Origin of the sequence: Streptomyces sp. MCA2, from assembly GCF_023544705.1 — a bacterium.
Taxonomy (GTDB): domain Bacteria; phylum Actinomycetota; class Actinomycetes; order Streptomycetales; family Streptomycetaceae; genus Streptomyces; species Streptomyces decoyicus.
The window spans coordinates 33,476-57,919 of sequence record NZ_JAMJFM010000023.1; the positions used below are offsets into that span (position 1 = coordinate 33,476).

25 protein-coding genes and 1 pseudogene are annotated in these 24,444 nt (G+C 70.4%); 18 read left to right on the plus strand and 8 right to left on the minus strand.

The window, feature by feature from the left end; translation table 11 throughout:
- Window positions 1-28: 28 nt before the first annotated feature.
- The 4 genes and pseudogenes from M8I34_RS41345 to M8I34_RS41350 form a co-directional block, all read left to right on the plus strand.
- Window positions 29-241, plus strand: a pseudogene (locus M8I34_RS41345) (protein-L-isoaspartate O-methyltransferase); the annotation flags it as partial.
- 233 nt (window positions 242-474) lie between these two features.
- Entirely contained in the window at window positions 475-681 is a 207-nt protein-coding gene (locus M8I34_RS20045) for a hypothetical protein (RefSeq protein WP_250050799.1), read from the plus strand.
- Window positions 682-851: 170 nt separating this feature from the next.
- Complete coding sequence (locus M8I34_RS20050; protein WP_250050800.1) at window positions 852-1,445, plus strand: hypothetical protein; 594 nt, start codon at window positions 852-854, stop codon at window positions 1,443-1,445.
- A 371-nt stretch (window positions 1,446-1,816) separates the two neighbouring features.
- Entirely contained in the window at window positions 1,817-1,942 is a 126-nt protein-coding gene (locus M8I34_RS41350; RefSeq protein WP_258572997.1) for a hypothetical protein, read from the plus strand.
- Between the two features lie 230 nt (window positions 1,943-2,172).
- Here the strand turns inward: M8I34_RS41350 and M8I34_RS20055 are convergent, their stop codons facing one another.
- The 3 genes from M8I34_RS20055 to M8I34_RS20065 form a co-directional block, all read right to left on the minus strand.
- Complete coding sequence (locus M8I34_RS20055) at window positions 2,173-2,781, minus strand: hypothetical protein (protein WP_030992798.1); 609 nt, start codon at window positions 2,779-2,781, stop codon at window positions 2,173-2,175.
- A 602-nt stretch (window positions 2,782-3,383) separates the two neighbouring features.
- On the minus strand, window positions 3,384-4,253 hold the full coding sequence (locus M8I34_RS20060; protein WP_250050801.1) for a recombinase family protein: 870 nt from the start codon (window positions 4,251-4,253) through the stop codon (window positions 3,384-3,386).
- Between the two features lie 84 nt (window positions 4,254-4,337).
- Complete coding sequence (locus tag M8I34_RS20065) at window positions 4,338-4,760, minus strand: YjbQ family protein (RefSeq protein ID WP_250050802.1); 423 nt, start codon at window positions 4,758-4,760, stop codon at window positions 4,338-4,340.
- A 145-nt stretch (window positions 4,761-4,905) separates the two neighbouring features.
- On the opposite strand from M8I34_RS20065, the gene M8I34_RS41940 reads away from it, so the two are divergent.
- From M8I34_RS41940 to M8I34_RS20090, 6 genes are all read left to right on the plus strand, one after another.
- Window positions 4,906-4,998, plus strand: a complete 93-nt coding sequence (locus M8I34_RS41940; protein WP_340488909.1) for a putative leader peptide — start codon at window positions 4,906-4,908, stop codon at window positions 4,996-4,998.
- Between the two features lie 572 nt (window positions 4,999-5,570).
- A complete protein-coding gene (locus tag M8I34_RS20070) occupies window positions 5,571-6,497 on the plus strand; it encodes an ABC transporter permease (protein WP_250050803.1) in 927 nt (308 codons plus the stop codon).
- The gene (locus M8I34_RS20075; RefSeq protein ID WP_250050804.1) at window positions 6,470-7,324 is read left to right on the plus strand and encodes an ABC transporter ATP-binding protein; all 855 of its coding nucleotides are present in this window, start codon (window positions 6,470-6,472) and stop codon (window positions 7,322-7,324) included. The genes M8I34_RS20070 and M8I34_RS20075 overlap by 28 nt, the downstream gene beginning before the upstream one ends.
- Before the next feature lie 294 nt (window positions 7,325-7,618).
- Complete coding sequence (locus M8I34_RS20080; protein ID WP_250050805.1) at window positions 7,619-8,665, plus strand: ABC transporter substrate-binding protein; 1,047 nt, start codon at window positions 7,619-7,621, stop codon at window positions 8,663-8,665.
- A 1-nt stretch (window position 8,666) separates the two neighbouring features.
- Window positions 8,667-9,872 (plus strand): LLM class flavin-dependent oxidoreductase, encoded by a 1,206-nt coding sequence (locus M8I34_RS20085; RefSeq protein ID WP_250050806.1) that lies wholly within the window; start codon window positions 8,667-8,669, stop codon window positions 9,870-9,872.
- Between the two features lie 281 nt (window positions 9,873-10,153).
- A complete protein-coding gene (locus M8I34_RS20090; RefSeq protein ID WP_250050807.1) occupies window positions 10,154-11,392 on the plus strand; it encodes an NAD(P)-binding domain-containing protein in 1,239 nt (412 codons plus the stop codon).
- 635 nt (window positions 11,393-12,027) lie between these two features.
- Here M8I34_RS20090 and M8I34_RS20095 read toward each other — a convergent pair.
- A complete protein-coding gene (locus M8I34_RS20095) occupies window positions 12,028-13,332 on the minus strand; it encodes an MFS transporter (protein ID WP_250050909.1) in 1,305 nt (434 codons plus the stop codon).
- A 123-nt stretch (window positions 13,333-13,455) separates the two neighbouring features.
- On the opposite strand from M8I34_RS20095, the gene M8I34_RS20100 reads away from it, so the two are divergent.
- From M8I34_RS20100 to M8I34_RS20120, 5 genes are all read left to right on the plus strand, one after another.
- On the plus strand, window positions 13,456-14,208 hold the full coding sequence (locus tag M8I34_RS20100; RefSeq protein WP_250050808.1) for a (Fe-S)-binding protein: 753 nt from the start codon (window positions 13,456-13,458) through the stop codon (window positions 14,206-14,208).
- On the plus strand, window positions 14,205-15,785 hold the full coding sequence (locus tag M8I34_RS20105) for a lactate utilization protein B (RefSeq protein WP_250050809.1): 1,581 nt from the start codon (window positions 14,205-14,207) through the stop codon (window positions 15,783-15,785). Before M8I34_RS20100 ends, M8I34_RS20105 begins: the two co-directional genes overlap by 4 nt.
- On the plus strand, window positions 15,782-16,492 hold the full coding sequence (locus M8I34_RS20110) for a lactate utilization protein C (protein WP_250050810.1): 711 nt from the start codon (window positions 15,782-15,784) through the stop codon (window positions 16,490-16,492). Before M8I34_RS20105 ends, M8I34_RS20110 begins: the two co-directional genes overlap by 4 nt.
- A gap of 75 nt (window positions 16,493-16,567) precedes the next feature.
- Window positions 16,568-18,025, plus strand: a complete 1,458-nt coding sequence (locus tag M8I34_RS20115) for a hypothetical protein (protein WP_250050811.1) — start codon at window positions 16,568-16,570, stop codon at window positions 18,023-18,025.
- Between the two features lie 272 nt (window positions 18,026-18,297).
- Window positions 18,298-19,101, plus strand: coding sequence for a hypothetical protein (locus tag M8I34_RS20120; RefSeq protein WP_250050812.1), 804 nt, complete (start codon window positions 18,298-18,300; stop codon window positions 19,099-19,101).
- Here M8I34_RS20120 and M8I34_RS20125 read toward each other — a convergent pair.
- Together M8I34_RS20125 and M8I34_RS20130 are read right to left on the minus strand one after the other, a co-directional pair.
- Window positions 18,995-19,579, minus strand: coding sequence for an NUDIX hydrolase (locus tag M8I34_RS20125; RefSeq protein ID WP_308372464.1), 585 nt, complete (start codon window positions 19,577-19,579; stop codon window positions 18,995-18,997). The genes M8I34_RS20120 and M8I34_RS20125 overlap by 107 nt on opposite strands.
- Before the next feature lie 115 nt (window positions 19,580-19,694).
- Window positions 19,695-20,135, minus strand: coding sequence for an Lrp/AsnC family transcriptional regulator (locus M8I34_RS20130; RefSeq protein ID WP_250050813.1), 441 nt, complete (start codon window positions 20,133-20,135; stop codon window positions 19,695-19,697).
- A 77-nt stretch (window positions 20,136-20,212) separates the two neighbouring features.
- Here M8I34_RS20130 and M8I34_RS20135 point away from each other — a divergent pair, with 77 nt between their 5' ends.
- From M8I34_RS20135 to M8I34_RS20145, 3 genes are all read left to right on the plus strand, one after another.
- Window positions 20,213-21,145: an SMP-30/gluconolactonase/LRE family protein gene (locus M8I34_RS20135; protein ID WP_374210945.1), complete on the plus strand. Its 933-nt coding sequence runs from the start codon at window positions 20,213-20,215 to the stop codon at window positions 21,143-21,145.
- Window positions 21,146-21,244: 99 nt separating this feature from the next.
- Entirely contained in the window at window positions 21,245-22,063 is an 819-nt protein-coding gene (locus M8I34_RS20140) for an SDR family NAD(P)-dependent oxidoreductase (protein WP_250050814.1), read from the plus strand.
- Between the two features lie 226 nt (window positions 22,064-22,289).
- Window positions 22,290-23,480 (plus strand): GDSL-type esterase/lipase family protein, encoded by a 1,191-nt coding sequence (locus M8I34_RS20145; RefSeq protein WP_250050815.1) that lies wholly within the window; start codon window positions 22,290-22,292, stop codon window positions 23,478-23,480.
- Window positions 23,481-23,551: 71 nt separating this feature from the next.
- Here the strand turns inward: M8I34_RS20145 and M8I34_RS20150 are convergent, their stop codons facing one another.
- A complete protein-coding gene (locus M8I34_RS20150; protein WP_250050816.1) occupies window positions 23,552-24,007 on the minus strand; it encodes an ASCH domain-containing protein in 456 nt (151 codons plus the stop codon).
- A 17-nt stretch (window positions 24,008-24,024) separates the two neighbouring features.
- The gene (locus M8I34_RS20155; protein WP_250050818.1) at window positions 24,025-24,420 is read right to left on the minus strand and encodes a hypothetical protein; all 396 of its coding nucleotides are present in this window, start codon (window positions 24,418-24,420) and stop codon (window positions 24,025-24,027) included.
- Window positions 24,421-24,444: the final 24 nt, after the last annotated feature.

The following is a 24,444-nucleotide window of genomic DNA, read 5'->3' on the forward strand; positions in this document are numbered from 1 at the left end:
GACCGGCCCGCGGGCTCCGTGCGCCCCGAACGACCGGCTCTTCGTCTCCTTCGCCCTCCCCTGCGTGCCGGGGGCGTTGATGGATCAACTCGCCCCAGGAGGGCGGATGCTGATGCACATTACGACGCCGACGCCGTCGTGGCCCGCGCTGGCGGTGATCTCCCGGTGCCCGGACGGGCGGGTCACCTCGCACCTGCGGGCGGTGGAGTTCGCCCACCGGGCGGGGCACGGCCGGAAGTAGATCTTCCTGTCCGCAGCGTTCCGCGAGCGCATCGCAGCGCGGTCCGCTGGTAGCGCGGAGGCTCGGGCCTTCCGATCCGCTGGGGTACCGCCGTCGGATGAGGCCCGCGGCTTCTGGCTCGCGCTGGACGCCCTGCACCCGGGCCCGGTGCGGCACAGGGGGGGCGACGACCTGGTGATCGGCGCGCCCGGCTGCGGTTCCTGGATGGTCGCCCGCCCGGACGGTGCCGGCACGTGGGCGGTCACGCCAGCGGCCCGCGGGACATCTGGGCCGAGATCCGCGAGACGACCGTCCGGTGGCGGGCCGCCGGGGAGCCGGAGGTCTATCGGCTCGATTTTGAGTCCGACGGCGAACAGCGGGTGAGCGCCGGCCGCGGGCAGGGGGCCTTGACCTGGCGGTTGCCCACGCCGCACACCGTCACCGAGGAGGCAACGCAATGACCACACCACCACGGGGAGACGAGCCAATGGGCATGAGTGCCGCCAGCCCCCTGCGGTCCGGCGGGTGCTTGTGCCGGAGGATTCGCTTCATCATCAACAGCGAGGCCGACTATCCCCACTTGTGTTTCCCTGATGATTGAGTGAGTTCAAGCGACTCACAGGGGTGGAAGTTGGACGAGTGGTGGCTGGTGTTCGTGCCGGATCCGGAGCGGTGGGGGCCGCTACCGAAGGAGGGGGTGCCGGGGGTCCGCGACCTGCCGGCCGCCTTGGACGCGGTGGGACTTCGGCCGGGCGATCCGGTCTTTGTACGGCCTGATTTCGTCGTGGACGCGGAATTGTTGCAGTTCACCCTCTCTCCAGATTTCCGCAGCCTGGAACGGGAATCGCGTCGGAATTACGCGATAGACATCCGTTTGCTGCTGTCGTGGCCTTGGCGGCGGGGTGTTCCCTGGCAGGCGGCGACCATTGCGGATTTGCGGGCGTACAAGGAATTCCGCGTCGACTCGCCGTTGAATCCGCAGCGGATCGGTGGAACGAAGTGGAACCGTGAGGCAGCCGCTCTGACCCAGCTCTACAAACACCGCATGAACGCCCGGCACGCGACCACCCTCCTGCGGGCCCTGCTCGTGCGGATGTCGTCGTATCCCAGGTCCCCTGAGGGCAGCAGCTGCCCCGTGAACCGTCTGCGCAACGCCGCAGGGAGGTCGTCGCCGTGGGACTGTCCGTGTACCGGCCGGCCCGCCGACAGTGAAACGGCACCATGACGAAACGGCCCGTGGCAGCCCGGGCCCCCTTCCAAGCCAGGGCTTCGGCGTAGTCGGCGGGCGTCCGTTTCGTGACCACTTGCAGTGAAGGGAGTGCGAGCGGACGGTTCCTGTCTCATGTCCATTGCGCCTCGGTGGCCTGCATCTCCGCGCACCGTCGGGCGGAGCCAGCCGACGGTGCCGGGGGATGACCCCTGCGTGGCTGAAGAGACGGGTGCAGATGCGGACGACGCTCGTGCATGGGATGAGCGGCTGGGCTGGGCGTTCGGGCTGATAGCAGATCATCCGGCTACGAGGGGTGCGGCACGCGCTGGCCGCCGTCCTCGACCTGACCGCGTGCGCGGTAGCGGACCGACAGCGCACCCCGCGCTATGGCGACCTGGCGCAACCTCGCGGTCGGCGCCCTGCGACTGAACGGCGCGAAGAACATCGCCTCCGGCCGTCGCCGCAATGCGCGTGACGCCCGCCGACCCCTCACGCTCCTCGGCCTCGCCTGAGCACGAAGCGGACCTCACTCGACTACGCCGAAGCCCTGAGGGCTGTCGCAGAATAACTTCAGGCTTTGATCTTGGTCAGGCGGGCTGTCTCGCGAGGTCATCGAGTGGAACGGCGCTTCAGCGTTCGTGAGTTATTTTCCGACGGCTCCCTGGGCCGCTCAGGGGTCGACCGGGGCCGGCGCATGCGTTCTCGGCGTCCTCTCAGGCCGAGACCGAGAGGTAACGCCGCCTCAGATGGTCGGGGTGTCGTCAACAATCGGCCTGTGAATCTCAACGACCGGCTTCCACCCCGCGGAGAACTCGATGAAGTCCGCACGGGTGGGGTAGGTGTCGACCGCGCGACGGTCACGCTTGGGGCTGTCGCTCCCCTTGCGCCCCCGGGGAATCTGCTCCTCGAAGATGTCGACCTTCACGTCGGGAACCTCCTTGAGTCCCTGGCGCCAGATCTGCACGACGTCGGCGCCGAAGGCCTGCCGGGCCGCAGCGTAAAGGGCCGTGAGGGCCCCCTTGTCCCCACTAGGGACGAAAAGCGCCAGGTCCAGCACGACACCGGCGGACTGGAGGACCTCGATGGTCACCGAGCCGTTCTCGTCTGCCAAGTAGATTCCGGCTTCATTCTCGTCGTCGGGAAGGCAGGAGACCTCTTCCTGGAATACGGTTCTCGCCGTGATCAAGCCGCCCTCGAAATCCTCACCGGACTTGGTCAGAAAAGCAGGGACATAGCAGTCGGGAAGCTTGAGTTCTGCCGTTTCGGCGGAAATGAAGAGCCTGTCTTTCACGCCGAGCTTCGTCACCTCTTCCAGCGAGAGGCGGCGAGCGGCGATCTTCTCCGTGTTCACGATTTCCCTTTCAGGTTGCATTGTCCCTCGAACAAGGACGCTACCACGAAACGCTGAGGTCAACTGCCCAGCAATCTTTGGATAGATGGCCTCCGATGACCTGCACGGGAGGATACCGAAGCGAGTGCCACTCGACCGGGAACACGCATCCGCCAGGTAGTGTCCCTCGTCATGCTGTTGGGGATCAACTGGCGGCTGCATTTCGGTGCGTTGGATAGCACGGAGGAACCAAAAGAGAGCTTACGGCGGATATCGCCCATATCACCTTCGGGGAGGTGGCGGCGCGGTAAGGCGATCCATTCGTCGCGCATCTCGAAGAGCGCAGCGGAAGCCAGCCGGATGGTCCGGCAACGCAACAACGGAGACCCCAACCGGCAACATCTGGATGAAGCGCGAACTGGAAGTCGCGTACTACTGCGCCCTCTTCGGTCACTTCGAAGTAGTCGGCTGACGCTCGGTTGCTGACGTCTCGTCATGTTGAGCGGGGTTCGGTACACAGCAGGCACGGACCTCCGCGATCATGGAGTTCTCTACGCTCTGTGACCTTGGACTGCCCGTGCCTGTCGACGCATCATCTCTGATCTCCCCTGCCTTTGATCAGCTCAGACCGCATCCGGAAGTGTCCAGGGGTGATCTTCCGACTCTGCTGGAACGCCTCGCGCAGGTCCCGGACCCGCGGGATCCGCGGGAGTACGGCACCCTCTCGTGACGCTCCTGGCACTGACGGCCTGCGCGGTCCTCGCCGGAGCGTAATCCCTGCTCGCGGTGAGTGAATGGGTGGCCGACGCACCGCCGGCCCTACTCGAACGGCTCGGCACGGCCGTCGACCCGCTGGTCCCGAAACGGTCCTGGCCCGCGGAATCCACGATCCGGCGACTGCTCGCCAGAATCGACGCGGACGCCCTGGACCGGGCGGTCGGAGCCTGGCTCGCGGACCGCCCATCACCACCCGGACGTAGCGGAAACCGTACGAGGGTTTCCCCTTGGGGCGTCCGGCTCGCACGCGTCTTGACGGTGGCGCTTCGATTCCGGCGCTGAATGGCGCGCAGCTCCATCTGGGCGCCCCACGCCTCCATGGTGAAGCGGTTCTCGTCAGTGGTGTCGTTGAGGTCCCAGGGGCCCTCGTGGCCATACGTGACGAGCAGCTTTCCCTCGTCACGCATCTTGTAGCCGGTGTTCAGGCAGTCAACGGCGTTGCGGCCGATCCCGTCCACCGCTGCGGCGACGAGGCCGCCATACGGCCCCCGCTCGTCACGAAGCCACGGGCCGAGCTTGGGCCGGGTAACCGCGTCCATGGCTCCCGACAACTCCCAGTCGTCAGCCCAGCCGATGATGTGCCCGCCGACAGATGCTGCGGCTGTCAGCACGTCCTCCCGTTGGCGCTCCGGGGACGACGTGGCCGGCTTCATGCGGGACAGCCGCCGCACGCCGAGCAGGCACTTTCCGCATCCGTCGTAGGGCCGTTCGATCATGTTCAGGTCCGTACCGCGCAAGGTCTCTCCGTTTCGGGCACGCAGGGTACGGAGAATTCACGGCCACCCCCAGGACGATCTTGGTCAGCCCAGGAAGCTCAGTCGAACCTGGCGGTCCGGATTGTCGACGTTCGTATCGACCAGGCAGACGGATTGCCAGGTGCCGAGCGCCATCCGGCCTCCGATGACGGGGAGGGTGGCGTGGGGTGGGACGAGGGCGGGGAGGACGTGGTCGCGGCCGTGGCCGGGGCTGCCGTGGCGGTGGCGCCAGCGGTTGTCGGCGGGGAGGAGGTCGTGCAGGGCGGACAGGAGGTCTTCGTCGCTGCCTGCGCCGGTTTCCAGTACGGCGATGCCGGCGGTGGCGTGGGGGACGAAAATATTCAGCAGGCCGTCGCGGCCGTCTGCTGCCTCTCGGAGGAAGGCGGCGCAGTCGGCGGTGAGGTCGGCGACGGTCTCGGTCGAGCCCGTGGTGATGTCAAGGGTGCGGGTGGTGAATGCGGTGCTCATGCCTTCATTTTGGTACGGACAACCTGCCCTGGTTCGCAACCCCGCGGGCGTCTCCCGCAATGCTGCCTCAATGCTCCGGCAACAAAGGTCCACCAGCCGAGATGAGGTTTGACCCCTCTCGCAGCGCACCGCTACGTTCAGCGACATGTCTACATCAGCCCTGCTCACCACGCGCGGTCACATCGACCTGCTGCGGGTGGCCTCTGCCGCGTGTCGCCGCGGCGGCTGTTGTTGTTGATGCTGCTGCCGCCTTGCTGTTGATGGCGTTGCGGCGCCGTTGTCGTTGTCGTTGCTGACTCCGTTGCTCATGCGCCGTTGCTGATGCCGTTCTAGGTTTTGTGCGCGTTGCGGCGGGGCTCTTCGTCGGTTTGATTGCGGCTCTTCGCGGCTGTTTCGAGGCTTCGGCTTTCTGGACTGGGGCTGGGTCTGCCTCTGATTCTGGTTCTGGCTGCCTTTCGGGGGTGGTTTTCAGGGACTGTCGTGGATCGATTCGGGTTTGTTCGTGGTCGGTTTGCCGGTTGTCGGTGGTCGGTTTTCTGTTGGCGATTGGCCGGGTTCTGGGATTCCGGCTTACCCGGTCGGCTTGCCTGGTTTGTCGCCTTGTCGGTCTGGTCCTTTGTCGCTTGTTGGTGCCTTTGCTGGGCGGGCCGGCTTCGCCTGTGCGCTGTGGTGTCGGGCGACCGAGCGTCCGGGCATGACATGTGGCTTGGGTTCCCCACCTCGCTTCCCCCCGGTCCCGCTGTTCCTCGTCCCCTCCCCCGCCTCCGCTGTTCTTGCGTTCTTCCTCCCTCACCTCCCCGTGGAGCATTGATGACTGTCGATCAGGCCGTGGCTCGCGACGCGCCACCCGATATCGCTGCTGGTGCAGAGCAACCGTCCCTTGTGAAAGGCGCCGTGGAGGCGGGGGTGACATCCGCGTCCGGCGCCGAGGGGCTGGAGCTTGCTCGGGTGGTTCCGGTTTCCGGGCGTCGGTGGACGGTGCCGCGGTGGTTGCGCCGTACGGTGGGGCCGCTCGCGCTGCTGGTGTTGTGGCAGGTGCTCAGTGCGGGCGGTGTACTGGAGGCCGACATTCTGGCGTCGCCCGGGACCATCGCCGCCACCGCCGGGGGCCTGGTTGCGGACGGCACGCTGCCGTCGGCGATGTTGGTTTCGCTCCAACGGGTCGCGGTAGGGCTGTTGTTGGGTGGCGTGACCGGCGTGGCGCTGGCGCTCGCGTCGGGGCTTTCGCGGCTCGGCGAGGATCTGGTCGACGCGACGGTGCAGATGCTGCGGTCCGTCCCCTGGGTGGGGGTGATTCCGCTGTTCATCATCTGGCTGGGCATCGGCGAGGCACCCAAGATTGCGTTGATCTCGTTGGGCGTTGCCTTCCATCTCTATCTGAATGTCTATGCCGGGATTCGTGGTGTGGATGCGCAGTTGGTGGAGGCGGGGAACTCGCTCGGGCTGAGCCGATGGGGTCTGATCCGCCATGTGGTGCTGCCCGGCGCGCTGCCGGGTGCCATGACCGGGCTGCGTTATTCGCTGGCCACCGCATGGCTCGCGCTGGTCTTCGGCGAGCAGGTCAACGCCGATGACGGCCTCGGCTTTCTGATGAACCAGGCCAGGGAATTCTTCCGCACCGACGTGATCGTGGTGTGCCTCGTGGTCTACGCGATCCTCGGGCTCATCGCCGACTTTCTCGTCCGTACCCTCGAAAGGCTGCTGCTGCAATGGCGACCGACGTTCACGGGTCAGTGACCGACACCCGGCACGAGGAGCGGCGGCCGGGCTCCGCGGCCCCTGCGTCCGCTGTGCAGGTGAGCGGGCTGGTACGTGCCTTCGGCGACCGGGCCGTCATCGACGATCTCCAACTGTCGATCCGGCGGGGCGAGTTCGTGGCACTGCTCGGGCGCAGCGGCTGCGGCAAGTCGACCTTGCTGCGCGTGCTGGCCGGGCTCGACCGGGAGATCGAGGGCGAGGTGCTGGTGCCGCGCCGCAAGGCCGTGGCGTTCCAGGCCCCACGGCTGATGCCCTGGAAGCGGGTCTGGCGGAATGTGCTGCTGGGGCTGCCGGGACGGCCGGAACGCGACGCCGCCGTAGAGGCGTTGGAGGAGGTCGGGCTCGGCCACCGGGCGGACGCCTGGCCCAAGACGCTCTCCGGCGGGGAAGCCCAGCGGGCGTCGCTCGCCCGTGCCCTGGTGCGTGAGCCGGATCTGCTGCTGCTCGACGAGCCGTTCGGTGCCCTCGATGCGCTGACCCGGATCAAGGCCCAGCGCCTGGTGTCCGAGCTGTGGCAGGAGCGTGGCTGCGCGGTGCTGCTGGTCACCCATGACGTGGAGGAGGCCCTGCTGCTGGCGGACCGGGCGCTGGTGATGGAGGGCGGCCGGATCGCGTACGAGACCACGGTGGACCTGCCGCGACCGCGCGATATCGCTGATCCGCGCTTCGGCGCGTTGCGTGCCCGATTGCTCGACCGGCTCGGTGTGGAGGTCGCGGACGGTGGTGGAGGTTCCGAGGTGGATGCGGAGGGCGCGCCGGTGGCCGCATCTCCCGTCGCGACCGGGGCCTCCCCCGCCGCGGCCTGACACCGCAGCGCACTGCATGGCAGTTGCCTAGCTCGGCAGCGCGTTGCGTGGCAGTGCATTGCTCGGCAGTGCGCTGCGCGGCAGTCCATAGCGCGGGCGTTGCGCGGCAGGTCGCCCGGTGCCCGGTGCCCATCTGACTACCGGCGCGCGGAACTGATAACTGACGGCCGGCATGCGCCCCTCCACATCCCCACCCAGGTCAGCCCCCGACGACAAGCCACCTACTCACCCCACCCCCCACCCCACTCCCCCAACCTCACCCCAGCCCCACCCCAAGAACGAAACGGACGCCCCATGAGAGCACGCCCTATCACCCCAGCCGCCCTGTCGCTCCCGCTCACCCTGCTGCTGGCCGCCTGCGGTGGTTCGTCGGGGGCCGCGGGGGCCGGCGGGGGTGCCGGTAGCGGGACGGACGGCAAGGGGTCGCTCACCCTCAACGTCGGTGACCAGAAGGGTGGTTACGAGGCGTTGCTGCGGGCGGCCGGCGAGCTGGACGACCTTCCGTACAAGATCAAGTGGTCTACCTTCACCTCGGGGCCGCCGCTGTTGGAGGCGGTCAATGCCGGGGCCGTGGACGTCGGTGGGGTCGGCAACACCCCGCCCGTGTTCGCCGCCGCGGCGAAGTCGAAGATCAAGGTGATCGCCGGGACGCACAGCAGCTCGGACGGCGAGGCGGTCCTGGTGAAGAAGGGCTCCCCGCTCAAGCGGCCTGCGCAGCTGAAGGGCAAGTCGATCGCCGTCGCCCAGGGCAGCTCCGCGCACTACCAGCTGATTGCCACGCTGAAGAAGGCCGGACTGACGCCGAAGGACGTCACGCTCAACTACCTTCAGCCGGCCGATGCGCTCGCCGCTTTCACCCGGGGGAAGGTGGATGCCTGGGCGGTGTGGGACCCGTACACCTCGCAGGCCGTGGACCAGGCCGATGCCCGGGTGCTGACCACCGGGCAGGGCGTCGTCAACGGACTGGGCTTCCAGGTCGCCGCGCCTGCCGCGTTGGACGACAAGAAGAAGTCGGCGGCGCTGAAGGATTACACGGACCGGGTGCGGCGGGCGCAGAACTGGGTGTTCAAGCACCCCGACGTCTGGTCGAAGGCCTGGGCGAAGGAGACCGGGCTGCCGGAAAAGGTGGCGCTGGACGCGGTCAAGCGCACCCGGGGAACGGCGGTCACGGTCGCCGTGGACAAGGGCGCCATCGCCTCCGAGCAGCAGATCGTCGATTCGTTCGCGGCGCTGAAGCTGATTCCCCGCTCCTTCGACTTCGGGGAGTTCGTCGATCCCCGTTTCAACGGTGGCCTGCCGCCTTCGAGCACGGCGCCGCGTACCTATGGAAAGGCTCAGTGAGATGTCCGTACACCTGCATTGGTTTCTTCCGACCGGCGGCGACGGGCGGACCCTCGTCGACCGGCATGCCTACACCGACGGCGGCATCCGGCGTGACCGCATCACTCCGGTCAGCGGGGTACGCGCCCCGGACATCGAATATCTGGCCCAGATCGCCAAGGCTGCCGAGCAGTTGGGGTTCGAGGCGGTGCTCACGCCGACCGGTACCTGGTGCGAGGACGCCTGGCTGACGACGGTCGCGCTCACCCAGGTCACCGAGCGGCTGAAGTTCCTGGTCGCGTTCCGGCCAGGGGTGATCTCGCCGGTGCTGGCGGCGCAGATGGCGGCCACCTATCAGCGGATCTCGCGTGGGCGGCTGCTGCTGAATGTGGTGACCGGGGGCGATTCGACCGAGCAGAAGCGGTTCGGCGATCATCTCGACCATGACCGGCGGTATGCCCGTACGGATGAGTTCCTACAGGTCGTACGGGGTGTGTGGGGCGGCAAGCCGTTCGACTTCCGGGGCGAGCACTATCAGGTGGAGGGCGGTCTGACGGCGCTGCCGCCGGACCCGCTGCCGCAGATCTTCTTCGGCGGCTCGTCCGCCGCCGCGGGCCCGGTCGCCGCCCGGAACGTGGATGTGTACCTCACCTGGGGCGAGCCGCCCGAGGAGGTCAAGCAGAAGATCGACTGGATCCGCGGGCTGGCGGAGAAGGAGGGACGTACGGTCCGGTTCGGCATCCGGCTGCACACCATCTCCCGGGACTCCTCGAAGGAGGCCTGGGCGACCGCGGACCGGCTGCTCGACGACCTCGATCCGGAGACGGTCGCGGCCGCGCAACAGGCGCTGGGCAGGAGCGAGTCGGTGGGGCAGCAGCGGATGCTGGCGCTGCACGGCGGCTCGCGCGACAAGCTGGAGATCTCGCCCAATCTGTGGGCGGGTGTCGGCCTGGTACGCGGTGGTGCCGGCACCGCGCTGGTCGGCAGCCATGCCGAGGTGGCCGACCGGATCGAGGAGTACCACTCGCTGGGCATCGAGCACTTCGTGCTCTCCGGCTATCCGCATCTGGAGGAGGCGTACTGGTTCGGCGAGGGGGTACGGCCGGAGCTCGCCGCCCGTGGGCTGCTGGATGCGGTGCCCTCTCCGCTGGACGGAGTGCCGGCCGCCCATGGCCGACCGGCGTCCGCACCGGGCGGGGCGCCGCTGCTGGTCGCCGGCGGCCGCTGAGCGGGATCCGTGCGGTGCACCCGGCAGTGGTTGCCGCCGGGCGGGATCCGTGGGGCAACCCAGCCGTCGTAGTAGGCGAGCGAGTTCTGTGGGGCGTGCCCGGCCGTCGTTGCCGGCGAGCGGGTCCGCAGGTCGGTGTGGCCGGCCTGGCCGGCCTGCCTGCGCCCCGCCGCGGCGCCCCACAGAACCGCAGCGCCGCGCTCCGCGCGTCGCGGAAGCCGGCCGCATCCCCCGGGAAGAGATCCGGGAAGAGATCCAGCCCTCCCCGAGTTAGGTGAAACATGAACTACACCGGGGTGCGCGAGGTCGATGTCGTGGTGATCGGTGCCGGGCAGGCCGGCCTGGCCGCCGCCTTTCATCTGCGGCGGGCCGGTGGGGTACCGGACCGGGACTTCGTGGTGCTCGATCACTCTCCGCGCCCCGGCGGGGCCTGGCAGTTCCGGTGGCCCACGCTGACGTACGACAAGGTGCACGGGATGCATGCGCTGCCGGGCATGGAGCTGACGGGCGCCGACCCGCAGCGCCCGTCGTCCGAAGTGATCGGCGCGTACTTCGACAGCTACGAGCAGACCTTCGGACTGCGGGTGCACCGGCCGGTGAGCGTGACGGCGGTGCGCGAGGGCGGTGAAGGTCCCCCGTGGACGGAGCCTGCCGGATGGACGGGGCCTGGTGGAGGGACGGGGCCCGTCGGATGGGCGGGGGCTGGTGGACGGTCGGAGCCTGTCGGAGCCGTTGGGAGAGGACGTCTGCTGGTCGAGACGTCGGAGGGGGACTATGCGACGCGGGCGCTGATCAATGCCACCGGGACCTGGGACCGGCCGTTCTGGCCGCGGTTTCCCGGGCAGGAGACGTTCGGCGGCCGTCAGCTGCACAGTTCCCGGTACCCGGGGCCGGAGGACTTCCGCGAGGCACGGGTCGTGGTGGTGGGCGGCGGCACGTCGGCCGTTCAGCAACTGATGGAGATCGCGCCGGTCGCGGCCGCCACGACCTGGGTGACCCGCCGGCCGCCGGTGTTCCGCGAGGGGCCGTTCGGTGAGGCGCAGGGCCGGGCCGCGGTCGCCCTGGTGGAGGAGCGGGTCAGGCGGGGGCTGCCGCCGCGGAGCGTGGTGAGCGTGACCGGGCTGCCGATGACCGAGGCGATCCGGCAGGCCCGCGAGAGCGGCGTACTGGAGCGGCTGCCGCTCTTCGAACGCATCACGCCCAGGGGCGTGGTCTGGGACGACGGACGTGTCGTCGAGGCCGATGTGATCCTCTACGCGACGGGGTTCCGCGCCGCCATCGACCATCTCGCCCCGCTGCGGCTGCGCGAGCCGGGCGGCGGTATCCGGATGGACGGCACCCGTACGCTGCGTGATGCGCGGGTCCATCTCGTCGGTTACGGACCGTCGGCGAGCACCATCGGCGCCAACCGCGCGGGCCGTGCGGCGGTCGGCGACATCCGCCGGCTGCTCACCGAAGACCCTCAACCGGCTTACGGGCAGGCGGAGTCGGCCGGGTTGGCGGGCAGCCTCGTCTCGTAGGGCGGGTCCGCGCGCTCGACCGTCCGGCGCTCCCGAAGTCCGGCAACGCCGACGGACCGTCCGCGCGGCGAGGCACCGCGAGACCCCCCGTCCACGAGTCCCCTTCGCGCCCCGTACGCAACCCGCGCGTGTCCCGTACACAGCCCGTACCCGTCCCGCAGGCAGCCCGCGCCCGTCCCGTACGCAGCCCCTGCGCACCCCGCAGGCGACTCGCCACGCGATTCGCCACGCGATTCGCCATGCGAACAAACACCCCAGGATCACCCGTTCCCCAGTAAGCATGATCGAAGAGGTGAGGGCTTCAATTGACTCATTGCGACCGGCAATGATGACGGGGCGCGAGCGGCGGAATGCAGACCGTTACCGCGTCTCCGGCCGATACCCCTTGCTGGGCCGGAGAGTTGAGTCCCCCAACTTCAAGGAGAAGATTCCGATGGACATCCTCACCGCCCTCCTCGCCCACGTACTCCACCTCGTGGGTTGGCTCGTCTGACAGACCGCACTCCGAAGGCGCCGCCCCTCCCTGTCCCGGGACGGGCGGCGCCTTCATGTGTGTCGCAGAGCCACGGGCGGCGCCTTCATGTGTTCCGCAAAGCGCGGTCCCCCGGGCCTGGTCCCCGCGCTCGTCCTCCGGGCTATTTCTCCAGCTTCTGCCGGGAGGTCTCCGGAAGCGTCAGATAGACGAGGAACGAGACGAGGCAGAGTGCGGACACGTACCAGGGGAAGAGGTCGGCGTGGCCGGCCTGCTTGAACCAGGTGCCGACGTAGGGGGCGGTGCCGCCGAAGAGGGCGACGGTGAGCGAGTACGGGAAGCCGATGCCGGCGGCACGTACCCGCGCGGGGAACACTTCGGCGTTCACCGCCGCGGCGATCGCGGTGTAGCCGGTGAGCAGCACCATGCCCGCGCACTGCACCAGCAGCAGGGAGGCGAACGAGTCGCTCACCAGGTGCAGCAGCGGTACGGCCAGGACGGCGAAGCCCAGCGAGAACCCCAGCAGCAGCGGCTTGCGGCCGATGCGGTCCGAGAGCATGCCGCCGAGCGGCTGGAGCAGGGCGAAGAAGGCGAGCGAGAGGGTGCCGACGGTGAGTGAATCACCCTTGTCGAAGCCCGCGTTGACCTGCGCGTAGGTGGGCAGGTAGGTCGTCCACGTGTAGTAGGCGATGGTGCCGCCGGCGGTGATGCCGCAGATGAGCAGGGACTGCCGGGGGTGGCGGCGCAGCGCCTCGAAGATCCCGGGGCGGTCGGCCGCCTGCTGCTCGGAACTGCGCGTCTCCTGGGCGCCGCGCCGGATCCACAGGCCCAGCAGGCTCAGCAGCGCGCCGACGAGGAACGCCACCCGCCAGCCCCACTCCCCCATCTGCTGTTCGGTGAGCAGGGACGCGAGCAGCGCCGCCGTTCCGGAGGCCAGCAGCTGGCCGGCGGTCGTGGACACGTACTGGAAGCTGGAGAACAGCCCACGCCGGCCGGGCCCCGCCGATTCGACGAGGAAGGTCGTGGAGGCCGCGAATTCGCCGCCCACCGACAGGCCCTGCACCAGGCGTGCGACGACCAGGACGAGGGGCGCCAGTACGCCGGTGGCCGCGTAGGTGGGGGTGAGTGCCACCAGCAGGCTGCCACCGCCCATCAGCAGGATGGTCAGGGTCAGTGCGGTCCGCCGGCCGCGGCGGTCGGCGACCGCGCCCATCAGCAGTCCGCCGACCGGCCGCATGAAGAAGCCGACCGCGAAGACGGCGAAGGTGGAGAGCAGCGGCACCAGGGAGTTGCCCGCGCCCTCGGGGAAGATCTGCCCGGCGAAGTAGACCGCGAGGAAGGAGTACGCGTACCAGTCGTACCACTCGACGGCGTTGCCGATGGAGGCGGCGGCCAGCTGCCGCAGCCGTGACGGCGGGCGGGCACCGTCCGGCGCCTGGTCCTTGGCTATGTGTTCGGCACTCGACATGGTCCTCCGCTCCTGGTTCTTCTCCTTGGCCTGCTGCTGAGGCAGGATGAGCCGCCAGGTGATCATGTACCGCGGAAGCGGATGGCCGCCAGAGGCCGGGGGCGGCCGAAAGGAGATGGCAACGTGCGGGTAGCACTGTTCGTCACCTGTATCAACGACTTGCTCCATCCGCGGACGGGGCAGGCGGTGGTGGCGCTGCTGGAGCGGCTGGGGGTGGAGGTCGGTTTCCCCGCCGAGCAGAGCTGCTGCGGCCAGCCACAGTTCAACACCGGCTACCGGCATGCCACCGAGCCGCTGGTGCGCCGCTTCGACCGGGCGTTCCGGGACTACGAGTACGTGGTCACGCCGTCCGGTTCCTGTGCGGCGATGGTGCGTGACAACTACTCGCGGATCGGGGCGAAGGCGGCCGCCGAGGGGCGGGGCCGGGGGCTCATCGACGCGGCGGCCGTCGCGGTGCCCAAGACGTACGAGCTCACCGAGTTTCTGGTGGATGTGCTGAAGGTGGAGGATGTCGGCGCCTATTACCCGCATACCGTCACCTATCACCCCACCTGCCACGGACTGCGGCTGCTGGGGCTGGGCGACCGGCCGCGGCGGCTGCTGGAGCACGTCAAGGGGCTGGAGCTGCGGGAACTGCCGGGCGCCGAGGAGTGCTGCGGCTTCGGCGGCACCTTCGCAGTGAAGAACCCGGCCGTCTCGGCGGCGATGGGCGCCGACAAGGTCCGCAACGTCGTCGGGACCGGCGCGGAGGCGGTCTGCGCGGTCGACAACTCCTGTCTGCTGCACATCGGCGGCACCCTCACCCGCCAGGGCTCGGCGGTCCGCCCGGTCCATATCGCCGAGATCCTGGCCAGTACGGAAGGGAGCGTGCGGTGAGCGGCACCTACCTGGGCATGCCGGCCTTTCCCCGGGCCGCCGCCATGTCCACCCGCGACACCCAGCTGCGTGCCAACCTCACCCACGCCACCCACACCATCCGTGACAAGCGGGCCAAGGCCGTGGCGGAGCTGGACGACTGGGCCCAGCTGCGGGCCGCGGGCGCCGCGGTGAAGGACCGTACGCTGCGCCATCTCGACCACTATCTGGAGCGGCTGGAGGCCGCGGTCACCGCCGCGGGCGGGCAGGTCCACTGGGCCGCGGACGCCGACGAGGCCAACCGGATCGTCACCCGGCTGGTACGGGAGACCGGCGAGACGGAAGTCGTCAAGGTCAAGTCGATGGCGACCCAGGAGATCGGGCTGAACGAGGCGCTGGCCGAGGCCGGCATCCGCGCGTACGAGACGGATCTGGCCGAGCTGATCGTGCAGCTCGGCCACGACCTCCCGTCGCACATCCTGGTCCCGGCGATCCACCGAAACCGCTCCGAGATCCGCGACATCTTCCGCCGGGAGATGGGCAGTTGGGGACGCCCGGCACCCGAGGGGCTGACCGACTCCCCCGCCGAGCTGGCCGAGGCGGCGCGGCTGCATCTGCGGGAGAAGTTCCTGACCGCGAAGGTCGGGGTCTCCGGCGCCAACTTCATGGTCGCGGAGACCGGCACCCTGGTCGTCGTGGAGTCCGAGGGCAACGGCCGGATGTGTCTGACCCTCCCCGAGACGCTGATCTCCGTCGTCGGCATCGAGAAGGTGGTGCCGAGCTGGCAGGACCTGGAGGTCTTTCTCCAGTTGCTGCCCCGTTCCTCCACCGCCGAGCGGATGAATCCGTACACCTCCATGTGGACGGGCACGACGGACGGTGACGGGCCGCGGACCTTCCATCTTGTGCTGCTCGACAACGGGCGCACCGACACCCTCGCCGACACCGTCGGGCGGCAGGCGCTGCGCTGTATCCGCTGCTCGGCCTGTCTGAACGTCTGCCCGGTGTACGAGCGGGCCGGCGGGCATGCGTACGGCTCGCCGTACCCCGGCCCGATCGGCGCCATCCTCACTCCCCAACTGCGGGGGACGGAAGGTGCGTTGGAGGCGTCACTCCCGTATGCCTCGTCACTGTGCGGGGCCTGCTACGAGGTGTGTCCGGTGGCCATCGACATCCCCGAGGTGCTGGTGCATCTGCGGGAGCGGGTCGTGGAGGGCGGGCCGGTCACCCGGGGCGGGGCGCGCACCGTCCTCAAGCCGGCCAAGGGGCACGCCGCGGAGCGGGCCGCGATGCGCGCGGCGGCCTGGGGGTTCGACCACCCGGGCGCGCTGCGCAGCGGAATGCGCCTGGCGGCCCGTACCCGTCGGCTGCATCCACGGCGTCTGCCGGGCCCGGGCCGCGCCTGGTCACGGACGCGCGATCTGCCTGCGGTGCCGGCCGAGTCCTTCCGCGACTGGTGGCAGCGCACCCGCGGGACGACGTCGGAGCACGGTACGGCTTCGGAGCGCGGGACGTCGTCGGAGCCCGGGATGCCGTCAGGGCCCGGGATGCCGTCGGAGCGTGGTTCGTCGTCGGAGCAGCGAGGAGACGCCGAGTGAGCAGCCGGGACGTGGTGTTGGCGCGGGTGCGCCGGGCGCTGGTGGATGTGCCGCGCGGGGAGGGGCCGGGCGGTGTGCCGGTGGCGCGTGACTACCACCGGGTGCACGGGTCCCGTACGAGCGCGCAGAACGTCGATCTGCTCGCGGAGAATCTCGCGGACTACCGGGCGGTCGTGCACCGCAGTGACGCCGAGGGGCTGCCGCGGCTGATCGGCCGGCTGCTGGCGGAGAGCGGGGCGCGGACGGTGCTGGTGCCGCCGGGCCTGGACGCCTCATGGACGGCCGGCAGTACGGGCGTCACCCTCGTCGAGGACCGCGCATCGAGCACTCCCCGTGAACTCGACGCCGTGGACAGTGTGCTGACGGGCTGTGCGGTGGCCATCGCGGAGACCGGCACCCTGGTCCTGGACGCCGGCCCCGACCAGGGCAGACGCCGGATCACGCTGGTGCCGGACCATCATCTCTGTGTCGTCCGCGTCCCCGGCCAGGTGGTCGGCTCGGTTCCGGAGGCGCTGCCGCGGCTGGCGCCGGACCGCCCGCTCACCTGGATCTCCGGGCCGTCCGCGACCAGCGACATCGAACTCGACCGGGTGGAGGGGGTGCACGGGCCGCGGACACTGGAGGTGATTCTGCTGGCAGCGGCGTCGGAGGCAGAGGTGGAGGCGGAGGCGGAGGCAGAAGTGGAGGCAGAGGCGGAGGCGGGCTGAGCGAAGGCGTGGGCGGGGAGTGAGTGCGACAGGTGTGCGACCCCGCTGTCAGTGGGGATTCCTACACTGATCGGGATGCCCTGCGCACACGCGGTGCGGGGGCGCGCGCCCGGGGTGGGGAGGGAGCAGATGGTGCTGCGGCAGGTCTTACCACCACGGCGTTCCGGCGCGACAGGCCGCTCGCCCGTACCGGATCCCGGACCGCCGCCCGCTGCCGACGCGCCCGCCTCCGCGCCGTCCCGGCTGCTGACCTGGCTGGGGCGGCTGGGCGTCCCGGCCGCCGCGTTCGCCGTGTTCCAGACGCTGCTGGGGATCCTGCCGCAGAACCTCGCGGGCGAGGCGGCGCGGTACTTCGTGGCGGCGACCGCCGGATGCGGGGTCGGCGCCGTGGTGTGGCTGGCTGCGGCCCTGCTGCGGACGCGCGCCGCGGCCGCGGCCGCCCTCGCCGCACCACCGCCCGGCCCCGCGCCCTCACCCGCCGGATCGCTGCCCGAGCTGATGGACGGCACATACCAGGCGCTGCGGCGCGGTCTCTCGGTGATCGAGGTGTCCGGACGCGGACCGCTCACCGGCTGGCCGCACTCCCTCGCGGAGAACGATCCGCCGGTGCATCCGACGGCGTTCGGTACGGCGTACGGGCTGCATCTGCTGCTCGACATCGCGCCGTACGACGGCCGCATACGGGCGGGGCAGGTGGCCGAGACGCTGTGGCGGCTGCGGCTTCCCGGCGGCGGGTGGGCCGCCCGCTCCCAGGGCAGCGGGGCACGGCCCGAGGTGACCGCGGTCGTGCTGGGTGCGCTGGCGCGGGCCGGTGCCGATCCGCGGCTGCTGGAGGCGGAAATACGCTCCTGCGAGGTGCTGTGGAACCCCGACCATGACGCATCGGGTCTGGCAAACACCTATGTCGTGACGAATGTGCTGCGCGGGCTGCTGCGCGCCGCGCCCGGCTCCACCGCGCTGGACGGACTGCGCGAGGTGCTGGTCAACGGCGCCACGGCCGACCCGGCGCGCGGAAATCACCGCTGCTGGGGCGCGGCGCTGGCCACCGGCCGGGGCAATCCGGCACCGTCCGCGGCGCACACCGCGCGGGCGGTGGTGGCGCTGGACCGCGCCGCACGGGTACTGGGCGAGGACGAGCGGCAGCGCACGGTGCGCGAGGAGGGGCTGCGCTGGCTGCTGGCCGGCCCCGCGACGCCGGCGGGCGGGGTGGCCGATCTACAAAACTGCCAGGAGGAGGTACGCCGGCCGGACCAAGAGGATCCACTGCATCAGGAGCTGTTGTCCGTACGGCATTTCGCGGCCGCGTGGGTGGCCCGTGCGCTGATGACGGACGGTGCCCGGAAGGTCGCCGCCGAGGGAGTGGGGCCGGCGGCGTGGGAGGCGCAGCTGACCGCCGCCGTGGCGCGGGTCCACGGCATGCAGCGGGGCGGGGTGTGGCGGTGGGACGACGGGCCCATGGGGCACCCGGTGTGGATGGCCTACCAGGGCCTGTCGGTACTGCGGCGGCATGCGCTGATGGTCTACCGGCCGTGAGGCGGACGGCAGGGTTCCGAGGGGGCGGGGGCGGGGCCAGGCCAGGTGGTGCTCCCGCCCGGTGAAGACCAGGGGCAGTTCGGATCGGGTCGGTTCGGATCGGGTCAGGGCGGGTCAGGGCGGGACGGGACGCGACGGTCAGGGGCATGGCGGCGGTCGGGGCGGATGATGAGCGCCGCTGTGATCAGCGCTGGTGTGATCAGCGCCGGGGCGGTCAGGGGCAGGGGTCAGGGTCGGGGCGGTCAGGGGGTCGGCGAAGGGAAGGCGGTCTCATGCAGGTCGAGGAAGCCCGGCGGCTGTTGGCGGAACGGCTGGGCGGCGGGCCGGGGCCGCCGTCGCCCGAGTCGGCGCGCGCGGTGACCGCCCGACTGGCCCACCCCGATACGCTCGGTCCGCTGGTGCGCCGATTATCCGCCGGTGATCTGGACCTGGCGGAGTGCACCCGTCTCTCGTACCGCCATGTGCTGGGCTTCGACAAGCTGTTGCTGCTGGCCGGCGCCCCGCGGTTCATGCTGCGGGTCCATTTCTGGCACGGCAGGACCGGCCCGGTCCCCGAGGACATTCACAACCACCGGTGCGCGATCGCCTCGGCGGTGGTGCGCGGAAGCGTCCGGATGGAGTGCTACGAGCCGGCCGCGGACGGCGTACCCGCGACCGTCTACCGGGAGACGATCGACGGCCCCGGCGGCGCCTGGCGGCTGCGGCGGGTCGGGGACGCACGCCTGCGGCTCCTGTGCACGGAGCAGTACGGCTCCGGCCGGAGCTACGGCCTGGCCGCCCGTACGCTGCACCGGGTGGTGAGCGAGGAGCCGACGGTGACGCTGTTCCTGGAGACCGCTCCACAGCGGTCGGTGACCGATGTGTACGTCAGGAACAGCAGCCACGTCACGAGCACCGAGGCCGGGCGCAGCGACTCCGCCGCGGACGGCGGCCCCGCCACGGACATCGGAGATGACCGCGGCGGCGATATTATGACCGGCGGCGCCGAGCGGGCCGGTCCGCCGCCCAAGACTCCGCTGCCGCCGGCCGTCTATCTTGCCGAACTCGACGCGCTGGCAAGGTCTTTGGGCTACTGAAGACCGGTGGCGCCGGGTAGCGGATGCGGGCCGTCATGGCGCGGAGCCCGGCCGCGTCCAGCCGGCCGCCGAGCGCCTGGCGGATCACCCCGAGGTTGTAGGCGTCCACCCCGATCCCGGCCAATTCGGCGGGCCGTGCCCACAGATAGGCCTGATCCGGGCTGGGCAGGACGACATCCAGCGTCAGCGGGCGGACGATGAAGTTCTCCTGATGGTTGTGGACGCGGCGGCCCCGATAGTCGCTCAGGAAGCTGGACGAGCCGGTGTGCGCGACGATGGTGCCGAGGATTCCGGTCTCTTCCTTCAGCTCCCGCAGGGCGCCGCTCTCGGCGGACTCCCCGCGATCGAGCTTCCCGCACGGCACGCCCCACGCGCCGGGCAGAAAGCGCTCGCGGTAGCTGCGGCGCACGATCAGCACACAGGCCTCGTGCACCACCACCGCCGCGGCCAATTGGGTATCGGCTGCAATCTGGTTCATCGGACATCTCGCAATCCGAAGAGACGGGCACAGGCCCGTGGCGGAGGTCCACCGTACCGACGATGACGCAGCTACGGGCCGGTTCCGGGGCACCCGCCGGAGCACCGTGCGGCGGCTACCCCCGCGGGGAGACCGGGCGCTCGAAGAAGGTCTCCAACGAGATGATCGCCTGGGTTCCGCTGACCCCGTCGATCGCATACAGCCTGCGCAGGACGTCCTGAAGCCCCTCGGTGGTGGCGGTTCGCACCTTCACCAGGACGGAGGCGCTGCCCGCGATCACATGTGCCTCCTGGATCTCGGGGACGGCCAGGAAGGCGGCGGCCGAATCGCCCATCCATGCCGAGGACTCGACCATGACGAACGCCAGGACTCCGCGGCCGAGGGCAGCGGGGTCCACGTCCACGGTCGTACGGCGGATCACTCCGCGCTCCCTGAGCTTGCGGACCCGCTCATGGGCGGCACCGGCCGAGAGGCCGACCGCCTTGCCGAGCGCCGCATAGGCCTGGGTGGCGTCCTGCTGGAGCAGGGCGACGAGTTCACGGTCGACGTCATCCATGCTTGCCACCATATCCTGTTCCGAGATATCACTACACTGCTGAATGTGGTTCAGGTTCTCACGCAGAGAGGCTTAACGTGTCCGATTCCCTGGCGACTTCGCCATACGAGACACTGGACGACCGCTTCCGGACCGGAAGGTGCGCGAACGGCGACGCACGCCTGGAGAAGCTGTACGAGAACTGCCGCTGGGCCGAGGGGCCGGTCTATCTGCCCGCCTGGCGTCAGTTGATCTGGAGCGACATCCCCAACGACCGGATGCTGCGCTGGGACGAACCGACCGGCACGGTCGGCGTCTTCCGTTCCCCGGCCGGACACAGCAACGGCAACACCCTCGACGGCCGGTCCCGGCTGATCAGCTGCGAACAGGGCAACCGCCGCGTCACCCGCACCGAGCACGACGGAACCCTCACGGTGCTGGCCGACCGCTTCGAAGGCAAGCGGCTCAACAGCCCGAACGATGCGGTCGTGCACTCCGACGGCACCCTCTGGTTCTCCGATCCGGACTTCGGAATCACCAGCGACTACGAGGGCCACCGCGCCGAGAGCGAGATCGGCGCCTGCCATGTCTATCGGATCGATCCGTCGACAGGCGCCGTCACCCTTGCCGCGGACGGCTTCGGCGCGCCGAACGGGCTGGTCCTCTCCCCCGACGAAGAGCAGTTGTACGTCTCGGACACCCGCGCCGGTCAGATCCGGGTCTTCGACGTGCGGGCGGACCGGTCGCTCTCGGAGGGCAAGGTCTTCGCCGAAACCACCGACGGCGAGAGCCGGTTCGACAACATCCGCTTCGATGACGAGGGCCGGCTGTGGGCGGCCGCCATGACCGGCGGGGTGCACTGCTACGCCCCGGACGGCACCCTGATCGGGCGGCTCCGCGTCCCCGAGGCGGTCTCCAACATCGCCTTCGGCGGCCCGAAGAACAACCGCCTCTTCATCACCGCGACGACCACGCTGTACTCACTGGTGATGTCGGTGACGGGGGCGCCCCGGATCCGCCGCCCGCGCTGATTCCGCGCCTCGTCGTAGAACAGCCCGAGCCTGGTGGTGACGACACCAGGCTCGGCCCGTACTCCCCAGTCACCGCCCCGTGCCGTCACGCTGGCTGTCATGAACTCACGCACCACCTTGATCACCGGCGCCACCCAGGGGCTGGGCCGCGGCCTCGCACTCGACCTCGCCGCCCGCGGCGGCACCGTCCTGCTGCACGGCCGTGACCGCAGCCGTCTGGAGCACGTGGCGGCCGAAGTGCGGGCCGCCGCCCCGCAGTCCACTGTCCGCACCTACCTTGCCGACCTGGCCGACCTCGGCCAGGTGCACGCGATGGCGGCGCGGATCCGTGCGGCGGAGCCCCGGCTCGACGGCTTGATCAACAACGCCGTCGCGGGCGGTGGCTCCGAGCCGCTCAAGCGCGAACTGAGCCACCAGGGGCACGAGTTGCGCTTCGCCGTGAACCACCTCGCCCCGTACGCCCTCACCCGCGATCTGCTGCCGCTGCTGACCGCCTCGGCGCCCGCCCGCGTGGTCAACGTCGCCTCGATCGGGCAGGAGGCCCTCGACTTCGACGACCTCATGCTGGAGCGGGACTACGAAGGACTGCGCGCCTACTGCAAGAGCAAGCTCGCCCTGATCATGGCGACCTTCCACCTGGCCGCCGAACTGGAGGGCACCGGCGTCACGGTGAACACCCTCCATCCGGCCCATCTGATGGACACCGCCGGAGTGCGCGCGTACGGCCTGACCCCGGTCACCGGCATCGACGAGGGGGTCCGCCCCACCGTCCGGCTGCTCATCGACCCGGACCTCGCCGCCACCACGGGCCGCTACTTCGACCGGTTCACCGACACCCGGGCACACGCCCAGGCGTACGACACCGAGGCCCGGGAGCGTCTGATGGAGCTGACGGACGCCCTCATCGACCAGGGCTGACCGGCCGGAGCGGGGCGGCGCGTACCTGCACGGCCCGCCGCGCCCAGGCCACCGCATCGCGCCGCGCGTGGCGCCTGTCGCCCGCAGAGCGGTGAGGCGAGAAGGGTGACCCTGGTCTTGGTAGGCATCGGATGCGTACCAAGACCAGAGGTCTGGGTAGCCCTCGCGCCCGCCCGCAGACTCGCTGTCATCGCCACCGGGCGCACGACAGAGAGGCAGCAGCATCATGAACCGCACCGTCACCGACCACGCCGACTCCCCCTTCTGGAGGGCCGGTTGGTCGGCCGCCGTACAGCGTCCCAGCGAGGGGTTCCACAAGAACTGGGCGCTGGAGGGGTTCGCCGACCAGACCGTGCGTCAGATCGTGCGGGTCACCGGCTCCGGCACCTCGGCCCGTATCAAGCTCTCCCACCGCTACGGGACCACGCCGCTGGAGGTGTCCGGTGCCACGATCGCCCGTACGGGGCAGGGGGCGGCCGAGCAGGCCGGCACGGTGCGGCGGCTCACCTTCGGCGGGGCCGATGCGGTGCGGATTCCGGCGGGCGGCGAGGTCTACAGCGACGCCGCGGAGTTGAGCGTGGCGCCGTTCGACTCGGTGACGGTGTCGCTCCACTTCGCCCGGCCGACCGGCCCCGCCTCCTTCCACGCCCAGGCGTACGCCACCACCTACCGGGCCGCGGGCGACCAGCTCGCCGCGCGCGAGCCGGCCGTGTTCAGCGAGACGACGGTGTCCTGGTACTACCTCGCCGCCGTCGAGCTGACGGACGGCACTCCGGCACGGGACGACACGGTGGTGGTCTTCGGTGACTCCCTCACGGACGGGTTCGCCTCGACCGTCGACGGCAACCACCGCTACTCGGACGCGCTGGCCGAGCGGCTGGCCGACCGGGGCACTCCGCGCCCCGTGCTCAATCAGGGCATCGGAGGGAATCTGCTGCTCAGCGACTCGGCCTGGTTCGGCGAGCGGGCGGGGGACCGTTTCCGCCGCGATGTGCTCGGCCAGCCGGGAGTGCGCTCGGCGGTGGTGCTGGTGGGCCTCAACGACATCGGCTTCAGCGAGGTCGAGCTGCCGACGTACCGGCCGAATCCGGACCGGTCCGTCGGTGAACTCATCGCCGGTTACCGCGAGTTGACCGGCATGGCGCGCGCGGCGGGTGTGCGGGTCACCGGTGGGACGATCATGCCTTTCAAGGGGGCGGAGTACCACACGCCGGCCGCCGAGGCGAAGCGCCGGGAGATCAACGAGTGGATACGCCACGCGGGCGAGTTCGACGCGGTGGCCGACTTCGCCGCGGCGCTGGCCGATCCGGCGGACCCGGACGCACTCGCGCCCGCCTACGACAGCGGCGACCACAAGCACCCCAACGATGCGGGCTACCGGGTCATGGCCGCCGCCGTCGACCTCGTCGCGCTCTGATCCCGGCAGCCGTGCGCCCGAGGCCGGGACCCAGGGCCCGGCCCCCGGCCTTCCCGGCACTCGGGTTCACGTCACCCCTCTCGCGCGGACACACTCCCCAGACGCTCCACGACCCGGAAGTCTTCGAGCACGACCAGGGTGTCGTCGTCGACGGTGAATTCCGGGTCGCCGAGCTCGTCGCGCATGTCCGGGCCGTGCCAGAAGGCCTCGTGGGCGGCCCGCCACTCGGCCACCGTCAGGTGACCCTCGCCCTCGGCCCGCGCATGCGCCCGGTCGACCTCCGCCAGGCGCAGCACCCGCACCCCGGTCACCTCGATCACGGCCACCGGCCGGCCGCCGGAGTCGGGCATGACCGACCGGTGGCCGACGGACGGCACCGGCTCGGCACAGCGCTCGTACTCGGTCAGCAGCCCGGTCGTGGCGGTCTTGGTGCCGGAGAGCACCGCGGCGACCAGCCGGTCGCGCAACGGGCCGGGGAATCCGAGGGCGAACTCCGGGAGTTCCGGGCGGTCCTGGGGTGGGGTCATACCGCGCAGCGTAGGCGCTACGGTCGCGGGGCGCCCGTGGTCCGGCGGGCCGCGTGGGCGGTGTGCAGGGCCCAGCCGATCAGTGGGAGCTGGCCGGGCAACCGCGCGTAGGCCAGGGCCTTGAGCGGCGCCGGGCGGTGCCGCCAGTCGTGCGCCATCTTGATGTTTGCCGGGAAGACGGCGGCGAACAGGCCGGCCGCCGCCAGGGCGCCGGCCCGGCGGGTGCGCGGCAGGGCGACGGCGGCGGCGACGGCGAGTTCGGCGACGCCGCTGGCGTACGTCCAGGTGCGGGGGCTGCCGGGCAGTTGCCGGGGCACGAGCGCGTCGAACGGCTTCGGGGCGAGGAAGTGGAGGGTCCCCATCCCCGCCAGCAGACGGGCCAGCGCGTGGGCGGAACGGTCGTCAGCTGTCACGGAGAGCTCCCTGATCGGACGGGC

Bases quoted from the DNA above. Each gene is read 5' to 3' on its own strand.
- M8I34_RS41350 (WP_258572997.1), top strand. From the start codon at position 1,817: ATGGCGACCTGGCGCAACCTCGCGGTCGGCGCCCTGCGACTGAACGGC.
- M8I34_RS20060 (WP_250050801.1), bottom strand. From the start codon at position 4,253: ATGATCGAACGGCCCTACGACGGATGCGGAAAGTGCCTGCTCGGCGTG.
- M8I34_RS20065 (WP_250050802.1), bottom strand. From the start codon at position 4,760: ATGAGCACCGCATTCACCACCCGCACCCTTGACATCACCACGGGCTCG.
- M8I34_RS41940 (WP_340488909.1), top strand. From the start codon at position 4,906: ATGTCTACATCAGCCCTGCTCACCACGCGCGGTCACATCGACCTGCTG.
- M8I34_RS20070 (WP_250050803.1), top strand. From the start codon at position 5,571: ATGACTGTCGATCAGGCCGTGGCTCGCGACGCGCCACCCGATATCGCT.
- M8I34_RS20075 (WP_250050804.1), top strand. From the start codon at position 6,470: ATGGCGACCGACGTTCACGGGTCAGTGACCGACACCCGGCACGAGGAG.
- M8I34_RS20080 (WP_250050805.1), top strand. From the start codon at position 7,619: ATGAGAGCACGCCCTATCACCCCAGCCGCCCTGTCGCTCCCGCTCACC.
- M8I34_RS20085 (WP_250050806.1), top strand. From the start codon at position 8,667: ATGTCCGTACACCTGCATTGGTTTCTTCCGACCGGCGGCGACGGGCGG.
- M8I34_RS20090 (WP_250050807.1), top strand. From the start codon at position 10,154: ATGAACTACACCGGGGTGCGCGAGGTCGATGTCGTGGTGATCGGTGCC.
- M8I34_RS20095 (WP_250050909.1), bottom strand. From the start codon at position 13,332: ATGTCGAGTGCCGAACACATAGCCAAGGACCAGGCGCCGGACGGTGCC.
- M8I34_RS20115 (WP_250050811.1), top strand. From the start codon at position 16,568: ATGCCCTGCGCACACGCGGTGCGGGGGCGCGCGCCCGGGGTGGGGAGG.
- M8I34_RS20120 (WP_250050812.1), top strand. From the start codon at position 18,298: ATGCAGGTCGAGGAAGCCCGGCGGCTGTTGGCGGAACGGCTGGGCGGC.
- M8I34_RS20125 (WP_308372464.1), bottom strand. From the start codon at position 19,579: ATGAACCAGATTGCAGCCGATACCCAATTGGCCGCGGCGGTGGTGGTG.
- M8I34_RS20130 (WP_250050813.1), bottom strand. From the start codon at position 20,135: ATGGATGACGTCGACCGTGAACTCGTCGCCCTGCTCCAGCAGGACGCC.
- M8I34_RS20140 (WP_250050814.1), top strand. From the start codon at position 21,245: ATGAACTCACGCACCACCTTGATCACCGGCGCCACCCAGGGGCTGGGC.
- M8I34_RS20145 (WP_250050815.1), top strand. From the start codon at position 22,290: ATGAACCGCACCGTCACCGACCACGCCGACTCCCCCTTCTGGAGGGCC.
- M8I34_RS20150 (WP_250050816.1), bottom strand. From the start codon at position 24,007: ATGACCCCACCCCAGGACCGCCCGGAACTCCCGGAGTTCGCCCTCGGA.